We start from the raw sequence: 14,542 nt of genomic DNA, 5'->3' as shown, positions 1-14,542 counted from the left end.
TAGCAGCCATCATCATTTTAGTCATGTTTTTCATATAAACTCCTAGAGGTTTCAAATATAAAAATAAAAGTGCAAAGGTAAAAAAATATTGTTTTTATCATATTAAGCAGCATTTTCTCAGGTTAATGCATCCTGATTAATGTGCTTTGCTTAATATTTTTTTATCGTTAGTCTAAACAGTGAGGTTATTATGCCCATTTTTCATAAGCCTGTCATGATAGATTGAGTACCAATTACCGCTATATTTGTTCTACTTTATAGCTTTTTTGCTAACACACCTTGTTACAATACCTATTCCCTGCTAGCACTTTAGCTAATAACACTATTTAGAGTACTGATAATTCAATTTCACCGTTAAATACTTTTTATTTTTACCTAAAAATTAACATCGGATTTAATTGGGAGTTGCCGCCTTTTGTTGTTGCAAAGCGGCATAACCTGCCAAACGTTTGCGTTCCGTCTCATTAAACAATTGCTGCTCTATTTGATTGATTTGGGTTTGCGCTTGCGCCTTATCGGCATTTTGACTTAACAACTGCTGTTTTTGGGCTTGATACTGCTTAAAACGCTGATCAAAATGAGCATCTTGTTGATCGACCTGCGCAAGCCTTGCTGCTGCTGGCGCGCCAACCAACTCACGGCGCATATTGTATAACTCTTCAGCCGTTGCACCCTTGGCTTGTAGCTGCTCTGTACGACTGATTAACTCCTCCAGATTCGCCTGCTGAGCGATGTTGGCTTTGGTCGCATTATCTGGCATGCGGCTAATATAGTCTTGCTTTGCTGCTTCTTTTTGGGCGTCGGACATTTGCTTATCTTGGTTAATTTTTACCATCGCAATACTATAATCATCGTATTCATCTTCTGCGCCAAAAAAGGCGGTTATAGTAGCTTTATCAAAGTGCTGCTGACGTAATTTTGCGACATCTTGCCGCTGCTGCGCCACCACATTTAAATCCAGCTCGCCATTTTTGGTCGCCTGTAGTTGCAGATTGCCATAACGTTTTTCTATAGCAGGAATTGCTTTAAGATAGGCGATATACTGGTCAAATATCTTCATCGCTTGGCTAGCTGCAGGCTCTGGCGTATGACTGCGGATATAACTCTCCACCCGCGCATAAATGACTGCTTCATCCTCTTCACCTAGCGCCGATAAAAAATAATCAAATAAGCGCCGTAGCCCTTCGGTGACGACCAACTGTTTGTTTTCATCAATGATAATCTCACCGTCGACCTCCGTTCCTTGCAAAGAGCGCGGTAGATTCTCAAGACCTGTGGTAAATTGAGAAGCGTCTTGCTTGGATAATGTGCCAACATTATTATTAACATTCGCCTCGTCTATGATGCTGGCATTAGCTTGACTATTCAGCGCTGTAGCCTCTGTTTGAGAAGAAGGTTTACCAGCATTATCGGGCTTAAACCACCAAATAGTCGCCACAACTAAAACGATTATCACGGCGATAATAATGAGCAAAAATGGTGGACGGCGATTAGTTGGCATAACGACACTATCTTATTTAATCAAGCGGTTGATAAGGAATTTACTATTCATAAAATGGCACAAAATAAAAGGGCCCGTTACATAGTGACCCTTTTATTTAAAAGCGGTTAATTTGCTAACTTATAAATGAGCTCTAAAACAAGCTTTAAAAAATAGGGTGGTGTTCTAAAAAGTATGCTGGCGATAGAAGTCAATAAGAAATCTATGCTAAGTTCTCTGATTCTATAGGGCTTTCAAGGCTTCAAAAATTGTTCAAGTTTTAATCAGCATACTTTTTGACACACCACCAAAAATAGCTTTATAAGTTGGCTTTTTTCAGGCGGTTAACCTGATCGCGATACAAGGTTTTAGGGTCTGGCTGTCCCCATGCCGTCAAGCCTAATACTTGATTTGATGAATCTAAATGGTTCATTTCATAGTCATCACGAATCACGTAGCCTAAACGGCTAGAGCAAGCAGAAACCAAACCATCATTGCTCTCACCATCAAAGGTGGTCCCAGTCAATGCTAAGAGATAATCACTGGGATCTAAGCCATTGGTCACTTGACCGATACCGCTAAAAGAGTAGTACTTGATACCGTTGACTTCAGTATTGGTAGGTTGACCACAATAACTGCTAGGCATAGCGGCTGGAAACTTGGCATTAAACTTCGCCGAAGATGCAGTAGATAGCGCCGTTACCGCCTCCCAGCCATCTTGCTCTTGTATCTCTTTAAAGCTGATACCTGAGCCGACGTCCATAAAGCCACCAACGAACTTAAAGAAGCCTAAAGCAATCTGAGAGCCTACGTTAAATTCACCTTCAGCATAGCCACTATTCGCGCTACCTTCCACGACTTGCTTAATAACCCAGTCGGCCATTTTTGAGCCTTGCTCGGGACTTGAAACCGCGGTCACAGAGGCAACGTAATTAGGCGCCACACCAGCGACATAACGAATATCGATACCGCCCATACTGTGACCAAATAAATTTACTTTGGGTTTACCTGAAATCGCTGTAATGGTTTTGATTTGTTGTAGCAATTGCTCACCGCGCACTTCACTGTTATTAACAGCGGAGGTCTTAGTGCTATAAACCTCACTGCCACCTGCCATCAAGGTTTCAGGAATGCCATAAAAGTAGTCAAGCACGCCAAACAGCTTCGTCCAGCCGCCAAGCCCATGCGCCATTACGACAGGATATTTGGTATCAGTATGTTTTGAGGTGAAAAATTTGCTATCGACCATCTTACAGCCGGTGGCATTGGCGCAATTATAAAATTGTCCCGCTGCTTGAGCAGAAGTGGTTTGTAAGGTCATGAGGAGCACACCGGCAGCAATAGCGCCAAGTGAAGGTAGAAAGGCACTGGGCATTATGGCAGCGCGCAGGCGAGATTTTAGAGTCATAACAACATCCTTGTTATTGTAAAATAAAAGCGTGAAGCCACTTTTATGTGGCTTATCTTTAACGTTTATTTTTTCACGCTTAGCTATTGCATCCTGCAGTAAGCGCTAAAAATCGTTGCCAATTCATTTAGCAAACAAAATTACCATACTTCTATCATCTACAACATTCAACTGCTTTTTGACATATGTGTCATATTTCCATGACTTTATAGTCACGTATCTACATATAAATAAGCTGAGACAGTTAATATCACTATAATGCTAGGCTTGATAAATGCGTACAAAGTTGCTAAGGGTTAGCAGAACAGCGACGCTTGCATTTATGGTATAATTGCCTACCTAAATTCTATAACTATAAGTACGACTATGATGACCAAAAAATCCCTTATCCAATCTCCTGAAGCCATAGAAAAAATGCGCGTGGCCGGTAAACTTGCCAGCGATGTGCTTGTAATGCTCGATGAGCACGTCAAAGTTGGCGTCAGTACCGAAGCATTGAACCAAATCGCTCACGATTATATCGTTAATGTGCAAGAAGCGATTCCTGCGCCCCTTAACTATAATGGCTTCCCAAAATCTATCTGTACCTCTGTCAACCATGTGGTTTGTCACGGTATTCCAACCGACAATAAACTACTAAAAGATGGCGATATCATCAATATTGATGTCACGGTTATCAAAGATGGCTATTACGGCGATACTTCAAAAATGTGGATTGTCGGCAATGGCTCAATCATGGCGCAGCGTATCTGCAAAGTGGCGCAAGAAGCCCTTTATGCCGGTATGAGTGTGGTCAAAAACGGCGCGCGCTTGGGCGATGTCGGCGCCGCTATTCAAGAAGTGGTCGAGCCTGAGCGCTTTAGTATCGTGCGCGAGTTTTGTGGTCACGGTATCAGTAATGAATTCCATCACGAGCCGCAAGTCATGCACTATGGTAAAAAAGGCACAGGCTTTGAGCTAAAAACGGGCATGACTTTTACCATTGAGCCGATGATTAATCAAGGCACGTGGCAGACCAAGATTTTGCCGGACGAATGGACGGCGATTACTAAAGACCGCAAGCTGTCAGCACAGTGGGAACATACCATGGTGGTGACGGACAATGGCTGTGAAGTCTTTACCACACGCCCCGAAGAAGACTTAAGCTTTTTGACCCAGTAATACGTAAAAAGATCGCCTAGGCGGTCTTTTTTTTGCCTAAAAATTCAGGCATATTGGCGGTGCTATTTTTTGTTTTTCAGCGTGATATTTGCATTCACCCATTTTTTTAGCGCCTCTATTTACAACCTCTTAATCGGATGCCCTTCATGTTTACTTGCGATGTCGCGACCATTGATTTGACACCTATGCCTCTATTATCAGACCATAGCACTACCACTGATAGCGCGACGTCGTTCAGTATTTCCGAACAGAGTATTGCTGAATGGCTGTTTCAAATCAATGACGATATCAGCCGCGAGCTCGAACGCGGCGTCAATATTCGCCAATTGGTAGCAGCTCGTGCTTGCGTCATCGATGAATTACTCATTGCGTTGTTCAAATGGTTTGAGCTTGATAAAACGGACTTAGCCTTATTTGCCACTGGCGGTTATGGGCGCGGTGAGCTGTCGTTATATTCAGATGTCGATATTTTGCTGCTAACGCCAGACGAGATTACGGTTGATAATAAAGAGAAAATCGATAATTTAGTGGCGCTATTATGGGATATTGGACTTGAGCCCGCCCTATCGGTGCGCAGCGTCAGCGAATGCTTGGAAGCGGCGCTCGACCACACCGTTGCCAGTACTTTACTAGAAGCGCGGTTGTTAGTTGGCAATGAAGCATTGCAAGAGGTGCCCCATAAAATCGTCAATACCCAGTGGTCGCCACGTGATTTTTTTGAGGTGAAAATCGCTGAAGCAAAAGCGCGCTATTTGCAGCACAATGCCACTGAGTACAATCTTGAGCCTAACATTAAAACGGCACCCGGTGGTCTGCGTGATATTCATATCATTGGTTGGGTGACCAAACGCTACTTTCGCGTCAGTAAGCTTTATGACCTGGTGCAGCAAAACTTTTTGACCGAAAAAGAGTTCGATGAGCTTAACTTTGCCGAAGGTTATTTATGGCAAATCCGCCATTATTTGCATGAGCTGACTGGGCGCAATGAAAACAAGCTGCTATTTGATTATCAGCGTGAAATTGCGCAAATGATGGGCTATGAGACGCAGCCTGGCGACCAACCAAATGCCGCCGTTGAGCGCTTTATGCGCGATTATTATCGCTGTGCTATGCAGATATCGACGCTATCTGAGATGCTGACCAATCATTATTATGAGACCATTATCGAGCCGCAACTGCCGGATGAAGAACGACCAAAAAAACATCCGATTAACGCTCGCTTTAACCGAGTCGGCGAACAGATTGCAATATCGCATCATCGCGTCTTTGCTCAACATCCTGAGGCGATTTTAGAGATGTTTTTGCTGATGGGTCAATACGGTATCAAAAACGTCCGTACCCATACCTTGCGTGCGTTAAAAATAGCGGCGCGCGGCATCGATCAAGCGTATAGAGACAACCCGTCGCATCAAGCGCTGTTTTTAGCCAATTTAAAAGAGCAAAACTATCTATTTCATCGCCTGCGTACTATGAATCGTTACGGCGTTTTGGGCAGCTATATCCCAGCTTTTGCGCAAGTAACGGGGCTGATGCAGTACGATTTGTTTCATCGTTATACCGTCGATGCGCATACGTTATTTTTAATTCGCATTTTACACCGCTTTACCGATCCGCGCTTTTTCGAGGATTTTCCACTGGTCAGCTCCATCTTTCAGCGTATTGAGCGCAAAGAGATTTTGGTGTTGGCGGCGATGTTTCATGATATTGCCAAAGGGCGCGGCGGCAATCATAGCCAGCTTGGCGAAACAGAAGCGATTGAGTTTTGTCTTGCTCATGGCATGAGTACTGCGGATGCCCATTTAGTCGGCTGGTTGACGCGCTATCATCTGCTGATGTCGATGACAGCGCAGAAAAAAGACATCTCCGACCCAGAAGTGGTGACGCTATTTGCCGATTTAGTTGGCAACGTCACCCATTTAAACCATCTGTACGTCCTAACGGTCGCCGATATGAATGCCACCAATCCGCAGCTTTGGAACAGCTGGCGCGCGACTTTGATGAAGCAGCTGTATTCACAAACACGGCGTATCCTGCGCGCTGATATTGACGCCCCAACCAACCGCCAAGATATGATTAAAGCCACGCGCAAACAGGCGCTGGCGATGCTTGATAATGTCGATAATCAGCATATGAATCGCGATGAAGTTTTAAGGCTGTGGGATGACTTGGGCGATGAGTATTTTTTGCGCGAGATCGCAGAAGATATCTTGTGGCATACTGAAGCCATCTTAAACCATCCGCCGATAGGCCGCGCCTCCGATGCCAATAGTCAGCCCTTGGTCGTGTTACGTGAGCATCGCGAGCTGGCACTTGATGCGGTGCAAGTGTTTGTTTATACGCAAGATCAGGTCAATTTATTTGCCGTTACCATGGCGGTGTTTGATCAGATGAATCTCGATGTTTTGGATGCGCGTATCATTACCGCGACGCGAGATTTTGCCTTAGATTCCTACGTGCTGCTCGACCGCAGCGGTACGCTATTGGTTGATACAGACAGCCAACAAGAGCTTAAACAGCGCTTAATCGACGCCTTTAAAAATCCGACGGTGCCCAAGCTTACCAATAGAAAAATGCCGCGCCAGTTGCGACATTTCGATGTTGCTACGACGATTCACTTTGAGTTTAATGAAGCCTCAAATCAGCATATCATGAGCTTAGAGACGCTTGATCAACCAGGCTTACTTGCCCGCGTTGGTCAGGTGTTTTTACAACAACAAATTGAAGTGCATGCCGCTCGTATTACCACGTTAGGCGAGCGCGCAGAAGATATGTTTTACATCAGCGATCAAAACGATCAGGCATTGTCGGCGGATAAACTTGAGACATTAAAGGCAGCATTGATAGCAAGTCTGAGCATTCGTAACGATGGTTAATTGCTATATAGCTGCTTATGTTAGAAGTTAATCGTTAGAAGCTAAATTATAAATACGAAAAATGCTTTATCGTTAACCTTCAACGATAAAGCGTTTTTTTAAGACAAAATATCAACGATAGCTTTTGACCAAATATTTATAAGCTACTTATATTAAACGCATACTTTATAAGACGCTTTTATAGACCATCTCGCTTGCCATCTCTTTAAGCTCCTCATCGGCAAGCTCCAATGGCAAAATCTCTGCTTCTACTTGCTGCTGCCCAAGCATCAAGCGCCCAGCGTCTACCTCTTTTTGTAGCAGACGATGCAAACTCGCTAAATGAAATTCGCCGTCGTAGTACTCAAAGATTTGCTGTAAGGAAATCGGGGCTTTGGCATGCACATCATTATAAAGCGTGTCAGCGGCCAAAATAGTCATCTCGTTAAGCGCTTCTTCACGCAAGACATCGACTTGATTGATCTTATTTTGTAAATGCGTGGCCATACGGCCCTTAAAACCCAACATGACGATAAAAATCAGCGTCTGTACCGCAAATAAACCCATATACTGCCATAAAGGCAATGAGATGTTTGACAGTTTGCTCAGGAGCATAAGCACCATCGCCACCACCACATAGCTGACCAATTGCCAGAGCAGCCACATCATAAAGCTGTTATCGCCAAACCAAAACATCTGCCGCTCTTTTAACAGCGTCAACTGCTGCCGCGCCTGCCACCAATTGTGCTCGCGCTGTTTTAGTTGCTCGTATAGCTCAACACGCTGGCTACCCTCAAATTGTTGCACATTGATATCTTTAGCGCCACGCTCATCGGTTTTTAAAACACTAGACATATCAAGTTTCCTTAAATAATCTGACGTTTTTACGGACAGTTATTTTTTGCTTGGTTAATAAATGACGCTATTTTAATTTTATCTATACTTAATCGCATTATTAAAATTGGCCAATCTCAATACGGGTTACCGTCTAAAAAACAAGCGCTATGCAAGGTTATTCACCGTATAAATTGCTTTAAGTGCTGGTTTTAACTCAACAATAAACCGTCTGAGAAGAAAAAAGACAAAAAATAAGAGAAGTGCTACACTGCTTAAATGTAATTTTTCTTTATCACTTTATTATTAATTGTCTATTATAGTTAGCCTACCTATGAATCACAACTTGACGACTCTGCACCCTTATCCGTTCGCTAAGATGGCGACTTTACTCGCGGACAGTACGCCAGCCTATAACTATAGTGAAATTAAGCTCGGTATTGGAGAGCCAAAACACGAGCCGCCAGCATTTGTGTTGGACGTCCTACGCGAAAACTTGGACAAAATAAGCCAATATCCAACCACCAACGGGCTGTTTGAGCTGCGTCAAACCATCGCTCACTGGTTAGAAAAGCGCTTCTTTCTCAATCATCTTGACCCGCATACGCAAGTATTGCCGGTTATGGGTACGCGCGAGGCGATTTTTAGCTTGGTGCAAGCGGTTATTGACCATCCACAAACCGAGTTGTCCGAAGACGAAACCAATCAACTGGCAGCTCATAATCAGCCAAGCGCGCAGCCCTTGCAAAAAGCAGATGAGGCACCAACCATTGTGATGCCCAATCCGTTTTATCAGATATACGAGGGCGCTGCCATACTCGCGCAAGCGACGCCGTACTTTATGCCTTGCAGCATTGATAATGATTTTAAAGGTGACTATCGCGCGGTACCGAGGGACGTTTGGACGCGCACGCAGCTATTGTTTGTCTGTAGCCCAAATAATCCAACCGGTTCCGTCATGACCATGGATGATTGGGAACACTTACTGCGTTTATCCGACCAGTACGGCTTTATCATTGCCAGCGACGAGTGCTATAGCGAGCTGTATTTTGATCGCGCGCCGATTGGCCTGCTGCAAGCTTGCGCGGCGCTCGGTCGTCATAACTTTAAAAATTGCGTGGTATTTCACTCTTTATCCAAGCGTTCAAACTTGCCCGGCCTGCGCTCAGGCTTTGTGGCCGGTGACGCCAATATTTTGCAGCCTTATTTGCAATATCGCACCTATCAAGGCTGCGCGATGCCGATACCGCATCAGCTGGCTTCCATCGCTGCTTGGGAAGATGAAAAGCACGTGGCGCACAATCGAGCGCTCTATCAAGAAAAATTCGCCTTATGGATGTCAGAGCTTGGCGCATTGCTTGATTTACGCATGCCAGAAGCAGGTTTTTACTTTTGGGTAAAAGTACCTGAGCAATTTAATGGCGACGATGAAATCTTTGTCAAAGCGTTGTATGAGCAAGCAAATATTCACGCGCTGGCTGGGCGTTATCTATCACGCGAGGTCAATGGTAAAAATCCTGGGCAAGGTTATGTGCGCATTGCCTTGGTTGCTAGCGTTGAGGAAAGCCGCGAAGCCATCAGTCGCATTCGCAAACTGCTTGGCGCTTAAAAACTCACTCAAAAACTGAGCTTAAAATTTAGTCAAAGAACCTCAGCATTAAACGATAGATACGACCTCAAGACTTAGTATAGTATCAGAGAACCCTACATACCCACAATAGCATAATGGTTATATATGGTTCTCTGCTATCTTGGTTGGCAAAGAGTGCTATAGTAGAAATAACGCGACGCTATTTTGATATTTCTTTAGCAGTCGTAAAATTTCTTTTTCCAAAATCTTACTAAATATGCCATCAAGGATGATGCCATGCCCCATCTTGATTTTACTCAGCCACCCTTTGATGTACTAAGCGCGGCTGAACGCCAAAGCGTCAGAAAAAATACCCAAATCCGTTATCTTGCTAAAGATGAGCGTTTATCAGCCGCTGATCTAACCTATTTTTATGTAGTGATTAAAGGACAAATCGAGCAGCTGCTTGCTGGCGAATTTGTGGCGACGTATTTGGGCAGCAATCATACCGACCATCTAAATAGTAATGATTGGTTTGACAGTCGGCGGTTGCCAAAATCGTTTACAGAAGAGGACAAAGACGCCGCCAGCACCATACCTATAAACAGTAGCGCCCCTATAGACACCATGCCTAAAAACCAAAATACCGTGTCGCCCTACGAGTTTCGCGCCATTGAAGACACCCTGCTGCTGCAAGTAAACGGCGCCACCGTTGACAAAATCAGTGCGCAGAATCATTTGGTGCGCCAATTACTCTCAGAAGATTTACCTGAACGATTAAAAGCATTGCAGCAGCGGCGAAGCGGGCAAAGCTTAGATACTAGCTCTCATGGTTATAATGAGCAGCAAGAAGTCCAGCAAATCATGATGCAGCCAGTGATTGATGTCAGCTTATTACCCGTGCATATCATTGATGCCACCAGCAGCCTCTATGAGGCGGCGCATATCATGACCAAAGCTGGGCTCAAGCATGTGTTGGTGCGACCGCTCGACCAATTAAATCCTGCTCAAGCGCAAATATTAGATAATGATTTAAAAACGGATTTAGACCAAAACTTAGACCGAAATTTAGCCAACAACCTAGATAGCAGCTTAGTTACTGATAGCGCCAATACGCAAACTTCCAACAGCTACTCTGGTCGTACATTAGGTATTTTAACCGATACCGATATCTGCCGCGCGGTGAGCGACCAGCAAAACCCTGCGACGACGCCTTGCCAGCGTTATGCAAGTTTCAATCTGCGCACCATTGATGCGGACGATGAGATTGGCGATGCGCTATTGACCATGACGCGCTACCGTATCCATAGGCTGCCGGTGATTGATGCCAACGGCGAGGTTGCAGGCGTACTCGGACAAAGCGATATGCTCGCTCATATTGGTCATCATTCGCAGCTAATTAGTCTGCAGATTGAGCAGGCAAAAGATTTGCCGAGCTTAGCTACCGCGGTTGAGCTTATCGGGCGCTATATTCGTGCGCAGCACCAAAACGGTATCAAAATTGGTAATGTCAGCCGTATGGTACAGACGCTTAATGCGCAAGTTTTTACCAAACTGTGGCAACTTATCGTACCTGATGAAGTGATGAAAAATACTTGCGTCATCGTCATGGGCTCAGAGGGTCGCGGCGAGCAAATCATGCGTACCGACCAAGACAATGCACTGATTATTCGTGATGGTTATAGCCATCCTGGCTTAGCTCAGTTCGCTGAAACCTTTAACCATCATTTAGCAACCTTGGGTTATCCACTTTGCAATGGCAATATCATGATGACCAATCCGATGTGGCGGCAGCCACTCAAACAGTTCAAAGCGCAGATTAGCTTATGGTTTAGAAATACTGACCCGATACATAGTATTTATTTGTCGGCCATATTTGATGGCGACTATGTCTGCGGCGATGAATCGCTACTAACGAGTGTGCGCGAGCATTTAAAAATTGCCCATCACCAGTCAGATTTGATGTTTGTCCGCCAGTTCGCCCGTGCCGCTTTACAGTTTGGCGATGTCGGTCAATGGTGGCAAAAGTTTGTGCCGCTCCTTGGCGGTAAAAAAAGCGCCTACGATATCGACCTTAAAAAAGCCGGTATTTTCCCGCTGGTGCATGGTATTCGTACTTTAGCCTTAGAAAACGATATTTTTGATGCGCCGAGTAGTAAAGGACGTCTTAAAGGCTTGGTACAAGTGCGCGCCTTAAACCAACAGCGCGCTGACACTTTGCTTGAAGCGTTAGAGTTTTTTATGGCGCAGCGCTTGTCAGTGGCGCTATCGACAGATGATAAGCATGCGCGGCAAGTTGATCCGACCACTTTATCGGCACTCGAGCGAGACTTGTTAAATGAATGCCTGGCCGTGGTCAAAAGCTTTAAGGGTCAATTAAGTCGCCATTATCAGCTAGAGTTTAATTAAAATACATACGTCAGCTGATAAGAACGCTGCGCGCAAAAATAAAGGGGAGCAAAAATAAGATGCGTTGGCTAAAACAGTTATCGTCTCATTGGCAAAAGACCCATTTGCAGCGCCCTGAGCTGGCATCGATGTTTAATAAACCTTTGGCTGATAAATGGGTCGCGATTGATTGCGAGATGACGGGACTCAACCCAAAAAAGCACCACCTGCTATCTATCGCTGCCATTCATATCAACGGCGATAGCATTGATACGGGTAACGGTCTGCATCTGGTTTGCCGACCGCCAGTGATGCCTGGCCGTGATACCATTGTGATTCATGGGCTGCGCACTGCCGATGTTGAGCATGGTATGAGCTACGATGAAATGCTGGCTTTAGTACTGCCTTTTATAGACAATCGACCGCTAGTTGGGTTTTGTCCGCAGATAGATACAGGGTTTTTAAATCCTTTGGTCAAACGCTATATGGGCACCACGCTACCGAATAAGGTCATTGATATACGGCAATTATACAGTCGGCGGATGGGCGATCGTACGCAGGGTATTCCCAATCAATCACAGCACTTGACCAATATTCTAGCGCATTATGAGATCCCAGAGCTTGGCACACACGATGCTTATAACGATGCCATCATGACAGCCATGGCATTTTTGCACCTACGCCAACGCTGATACTACGTGAAAATAGCAACTCATGTTACCATAGGCTGTTTTTGCCACCTGATAATAGACCGCTCATGCTACTCACTTCTAAGACTCATAACCGCCCTACCGCCTTTGCTAAATTAGCGCCTTTTTCTAAGCAACCATATATGCTATATAAGCCTGCTCACTACCTAGCATCGCTGACCTTATTGGCGAGTGTTTTGCTAACGCCGCTATGTGCGCAAGCGGTTTTACCAGAAGCGATTCAGACAGCGCTTACGCGCGCAAACTTAAGCGCGACCGATATTAGTATGGTCATCACCCCAGTCGGTGATAAAACTGCGAGCCGCTTGCCTGCGCCTATACAGGTAATTGATAGCACGAAGTCTGCTAATCAGCCTGAATCGCTAACTACAGATAGTGCTGCCGCAGAGCCTAACAGCATCCAAAAACAAACGACTCAAAATAACAATACTAATGCTAAAGAAATAACGGTACATCAAAGCGCCTTAGTGACGATTGAAAAACAGACGATTAAGCAACATGCAAGACAGCTGCATGCTTATACCGATGACCCTTATACCTATCAAAGTATAGAAAGCGTGCCACCGCTACTGCCAGATGACGCTTTAAAACTCACCAAAAATCCTACTAAGAATGAAAGCAGCAAAAACAATAACGACAAATCGACTGCTCATAATCCCGCTATCAAAATTTCGTTTTCACCGCTATTAAGCCATCAAGCCGATATTGCGCGCACGCCTGCCAGCACCATGAAACTGGTGCCAAGTTTTATTGCCTTAGATACGTTGGGTGCTGACTTCGTTTGGCATACTCGTGTTTACCATACGGGTATTATCATTGGCGATACGCTCTATGGCGACTTGATTATTCAAGGCAGTGGCGACCCAAAAATGACCCACGAACGCTTACAGCAACTGCTTTATAAAGTCCAAACTGCTGGTATCCGCCATATCAACGGCGATATCATCGTCGATAGTAGTGTGTTTACAAACGTCACCAAAGACCCTGCCGCCTTTGACAACTCGCCGCTACGTCCTTATAACGCCAGCCCCGATGGTTTTTTGGTCAATTTTAGCAGTGTCGGTATTCAGAGCTATCCGCTAGACAATACGCGCGCGCAGCTAACCTACACACCGCAATTGGCAAATTATCAATTGCCAAGCATGATAAATATGCGCTCGGCTGCTTGCGGGCAAGCGCGCTATAGTATTGCGCCGCAGTGGCAAGCGGCACAATTAACGCTTAATAGCAATTTACCAGACAGCTGCGGCGAACATGCTTTTTATGTCGCCTACCCTGATGCCAAAGATTTTGCCGCCCGCGTCATTGCCTCTAAATGGCAAACGCTTGGCAATACCTTAAGTGGCAAAGTCATCGCGCAAGAAACGCCTTATCATGCCAATGAAACTGCCAATAAACAGAAAAAATCGCCACATGGTTTGGCAGCTATTGTCATGTCGCCCTTGCCCATTGTCAGCTATCCTTCTTTAAACCTTAAGCAGCAGATTTATGATATCAATCACTTCTCTAATAACGTGATGACCGAACAAGTAGCGCTTTCTATTGGCGCTTATAAAGCAGATGTGAATAAAAAAGACACGCATCAAGAAAGCGTTAATAAGAAAGGCACTGATACCGATAAAACAATTAACAATCAAGCAATCAGCTTATATCAATTTGGTCAGCCAACCGCGACCGACTATCCGCAAGCGCTGCAATCAATCAATCAGTGGTGGCAAACCAACTTAACTACTCCGCCGCCGCATTTGACCAATGGCTCAGGACTCTGCCGCGATTGCAGCATCAGTGCCGCCAATCTAAGCGAGCTGTTAACCTACGCCTACAATCAACCGAGCTTTGATGCTTATGTGAGCTCGCTAGGCATTGCTGGGGTCAGTGGCACCATCAGCGCCCATAGTGACCGCTTACCCAAGTCGCAAGCCATCGGCCGCGCTTGGATAAAAACCGGCACCTTAAATAATGTCACCTCGATGGCAGGCTATGTCAAAGGTTTGTCTGGGCAAGACTATGTGGTGGTCGGACTGATTAATACAGATCATGCGCTTAATGCCTATACTGCCCGTACCGTATTAGATAGCATGTTAGATTGGACAGCACAGCATTGATAACAACATTAATATCGTCAATATTGTTAAAAAA

9 protein-coding genes are annotated in these 14,542 nt (G+C 45.0%); 6 read left to right on the top strand and 3 right to left on the bottom strand.

Annotated elements, in window-relative coordinates:
- Positions 1 to 394 precede the first annotated feature (394 nt).
- Together CXF58_RS06240 and CXF58_RS06235 are read right to left on the bottom strand one after the other, a co-directional pair.
- Positions 395 to 1,501, bottom strand: a complete 1,107-nt coding sequence (locus CXF58_RS06240) for a lipase secretion chaperone (protein WP_102076912.1) — start codon at positions 1,499 to 1,501, stop codon at positions 395 to 397.
- 298 nt (positions 1,502 to 1,799) lie between these two features.
- Positions 1,800 to 2,888, bottom strand: a complete 1,089-nt coding sequence (locus tag CXF58_RS06235; protein WP_102076911.1) for an esterase/lipase family protein — start codon at positions 2,886 to 2,888, stop codon at positions 1,800 to 1,802.
- A 369-nt stretch (positions 2,889 to 3,257) separates the two neighbouring features.
- On the opposite strand from CXF58_RS06235, the gene map reads away from it, so the two are divergent.
- Together map and glnD are read left to right on the top strand one after the other, a co-directional pair.
- Positions 3,258 to 4,049 (top strand): type I methionyl aminopeptidase, encoded by a 792-nt coding sequence (gene map, locus CXF58_RS06230; protein ID WP_369811258.1) that lies wholly within the window; start codon positions 3,258 to 3,260, stop codon positions 4,047 to 4,049.
- A gap of 146 nt (positions 4,050 to 4,195) precedes the next feature.
- Complete coding sequence (gene glnD, locus CXF58_RS06225; protein ID WP_102076910.1) at positions 4,196 to 6,922, top strand: [protein-PII] uridylyltransferase; 2,727 nt, start codon at positions 4,196 to 4,198, stop codon at positions 6,920 to 6,922.
- Positions 6,923 to 7,087: 165 nt separating this feature from the next.
- On the opposite strand, the gene CXF58_RS06220 is transcribed toward glnD, so the two are convergent.
- The gene (locus tag CXF58_RS06220) at positions 7,088 to 7,756 is read right to left on the bottom strand and encodes a hypothetical protein (protein WP_102076909.1); all 669 of its coding nucleotides are present in this window, start codon (positions 7,754 to 7,756) and stop codon (positions 7,088 to 7,090) included.
- Between the two features lie 313 nt (positions 7,757 to 8,069).
- Here CXF58_RS06220 and dapC point away from each other — a divergent pair, with 313 nt between their 5' ends.
- The 4 genes from dapC to CXF58_RS06200 all read left to right on the top strand — a co-directional run bounded on the left by dapC (position 8,070) and on the right by CXF58_RS06200 (position 14,508).
- Positions 8,070 to 9,344, top strand: coding sequence for a succinyldiaminopimelate transaminase (gene dapC, locus CXF58_RS06215; RefSeq protein ID WP_068406709.1), 1,275 nt, complete (start codon positions 8,070 to 8,072; stop codon positions 9,342 to 9,344).
- A 258-nt stretch (positions 9,345 to 9,602) separates the two neighbouring features.
- A complete protein-coding gene (locus CXF58_RS06210; protein ID WP_102076908.1) occupies positions 9,603 to 11,714 on the top strand; it encodes a DUF294 nucleotidyltransferase-like domain-containing protein in 2,112 nt (703 codons plus the stop codon).
- A gap of 59 nt (positions 11,715 to 11,773) precedes the next feature.
- Positions 11,774 to 12,385 (top strand): 3'-5' exonuclease, encoded by a 612-nt coding sequence (locus tag CXF58_RS06205; protein ID WP_068406716.1) that lies wholly within the window; start codon positions 11,774 to 11,776, stop codon positions 12,383 to 12,385.
- A gap of 65 nt (positions 12,386 to 12,450) precedes the next feature.
- Complete coding sequence (locus CXF58_RS06200) at positions 12,451 to 14,508, top strand: D-alanyl-D-alanine carboxypeptidase/D-alanyl-D-alanine-endopeptidase (RefSeq protein ID WP_082894351.1); 2,058 nt, start codon at positions 12,451 to 12,453, stop codon at positions 14,506 to 14,508.
- Positions 14,509 to 14,542: the final 34 nt, after the last annotated feature.

The sequence above is a fragment of the Psychrobacter sp. Sarcosine-02u-2 genome, assembly GCF_002836335.1.
GTDB classification, from domain to species: Bacteria; Pseudomonadota; Gammaproteobacteria; order Pseudomonadales; family Moraxellaceae; genus Psychrobacter; species Psychrobacter faecalis.
Note: the sequence above shows the minus strand (reverse complement) of the source record. Positions and strands in the feature narration are given on the sequence as shown.

Coding starts and splice junctions, on each gene's coding strand:
- CXF58_RS06205 (WP_068406716.1), top strand. CDS start 11,774: ATGCGTTGGCTAAAACAGTTATCGTCTCATTGGCAAAAGACCCATTTG.
- CXF58_RS06210 (WP_102076908.1), top strand. CDS start 9,603: ATGCCCCATCTTGATTTTACTCAGCCACCCTTTGATGTACTAAGCGCG.
- glnD (WP_102076910.1), top strand. CDS start 4,196: ATGTTTACTTGCGATGTCGCGACCATTGATTTGACACCTATGCCTCTA.
- dapC (WP_068406709.1), top strand. CDS start 8,070: ATGAATCACAACTTGACGACTCTGCACCCTTATCCGTTCGCTAAGATG.
- CXF58_RS06200 (WP_082894351.1), top strand. CDS start 12,451: ATGCTACTCACTTCTAAGACTCATAACCGCCCTACCGCCTTTGCTAAA.
- CXF58_RS06220 (WP_102076909.1), bottom strand. CDS start 7,756: ATGTCTAGTGTTTTAAAAACCGATGAGCGTGGCGCTAAAGATATCAAT.
- CXF58_RS06235 (WP_102076911.1), bottom strand. CDS start 2,888: ATGACTCTAAAATCTCGCCTGCGCGCTGCCATAATGCCCAGTGCCTTT.
- CXF58_RS06240 (WP_102076912.1), bottom strand. CDS start 1,501: ATGCCAACTAATCGCCGTCCACCATTTTTGCTCATTATTATCGCCGTG.
- map (WP_369811258.1), top strand. CDS start 3,258: ATGACCAAAAAATCCCTTATCCAATCTCCTGAAGCCATAGAAAAAATG.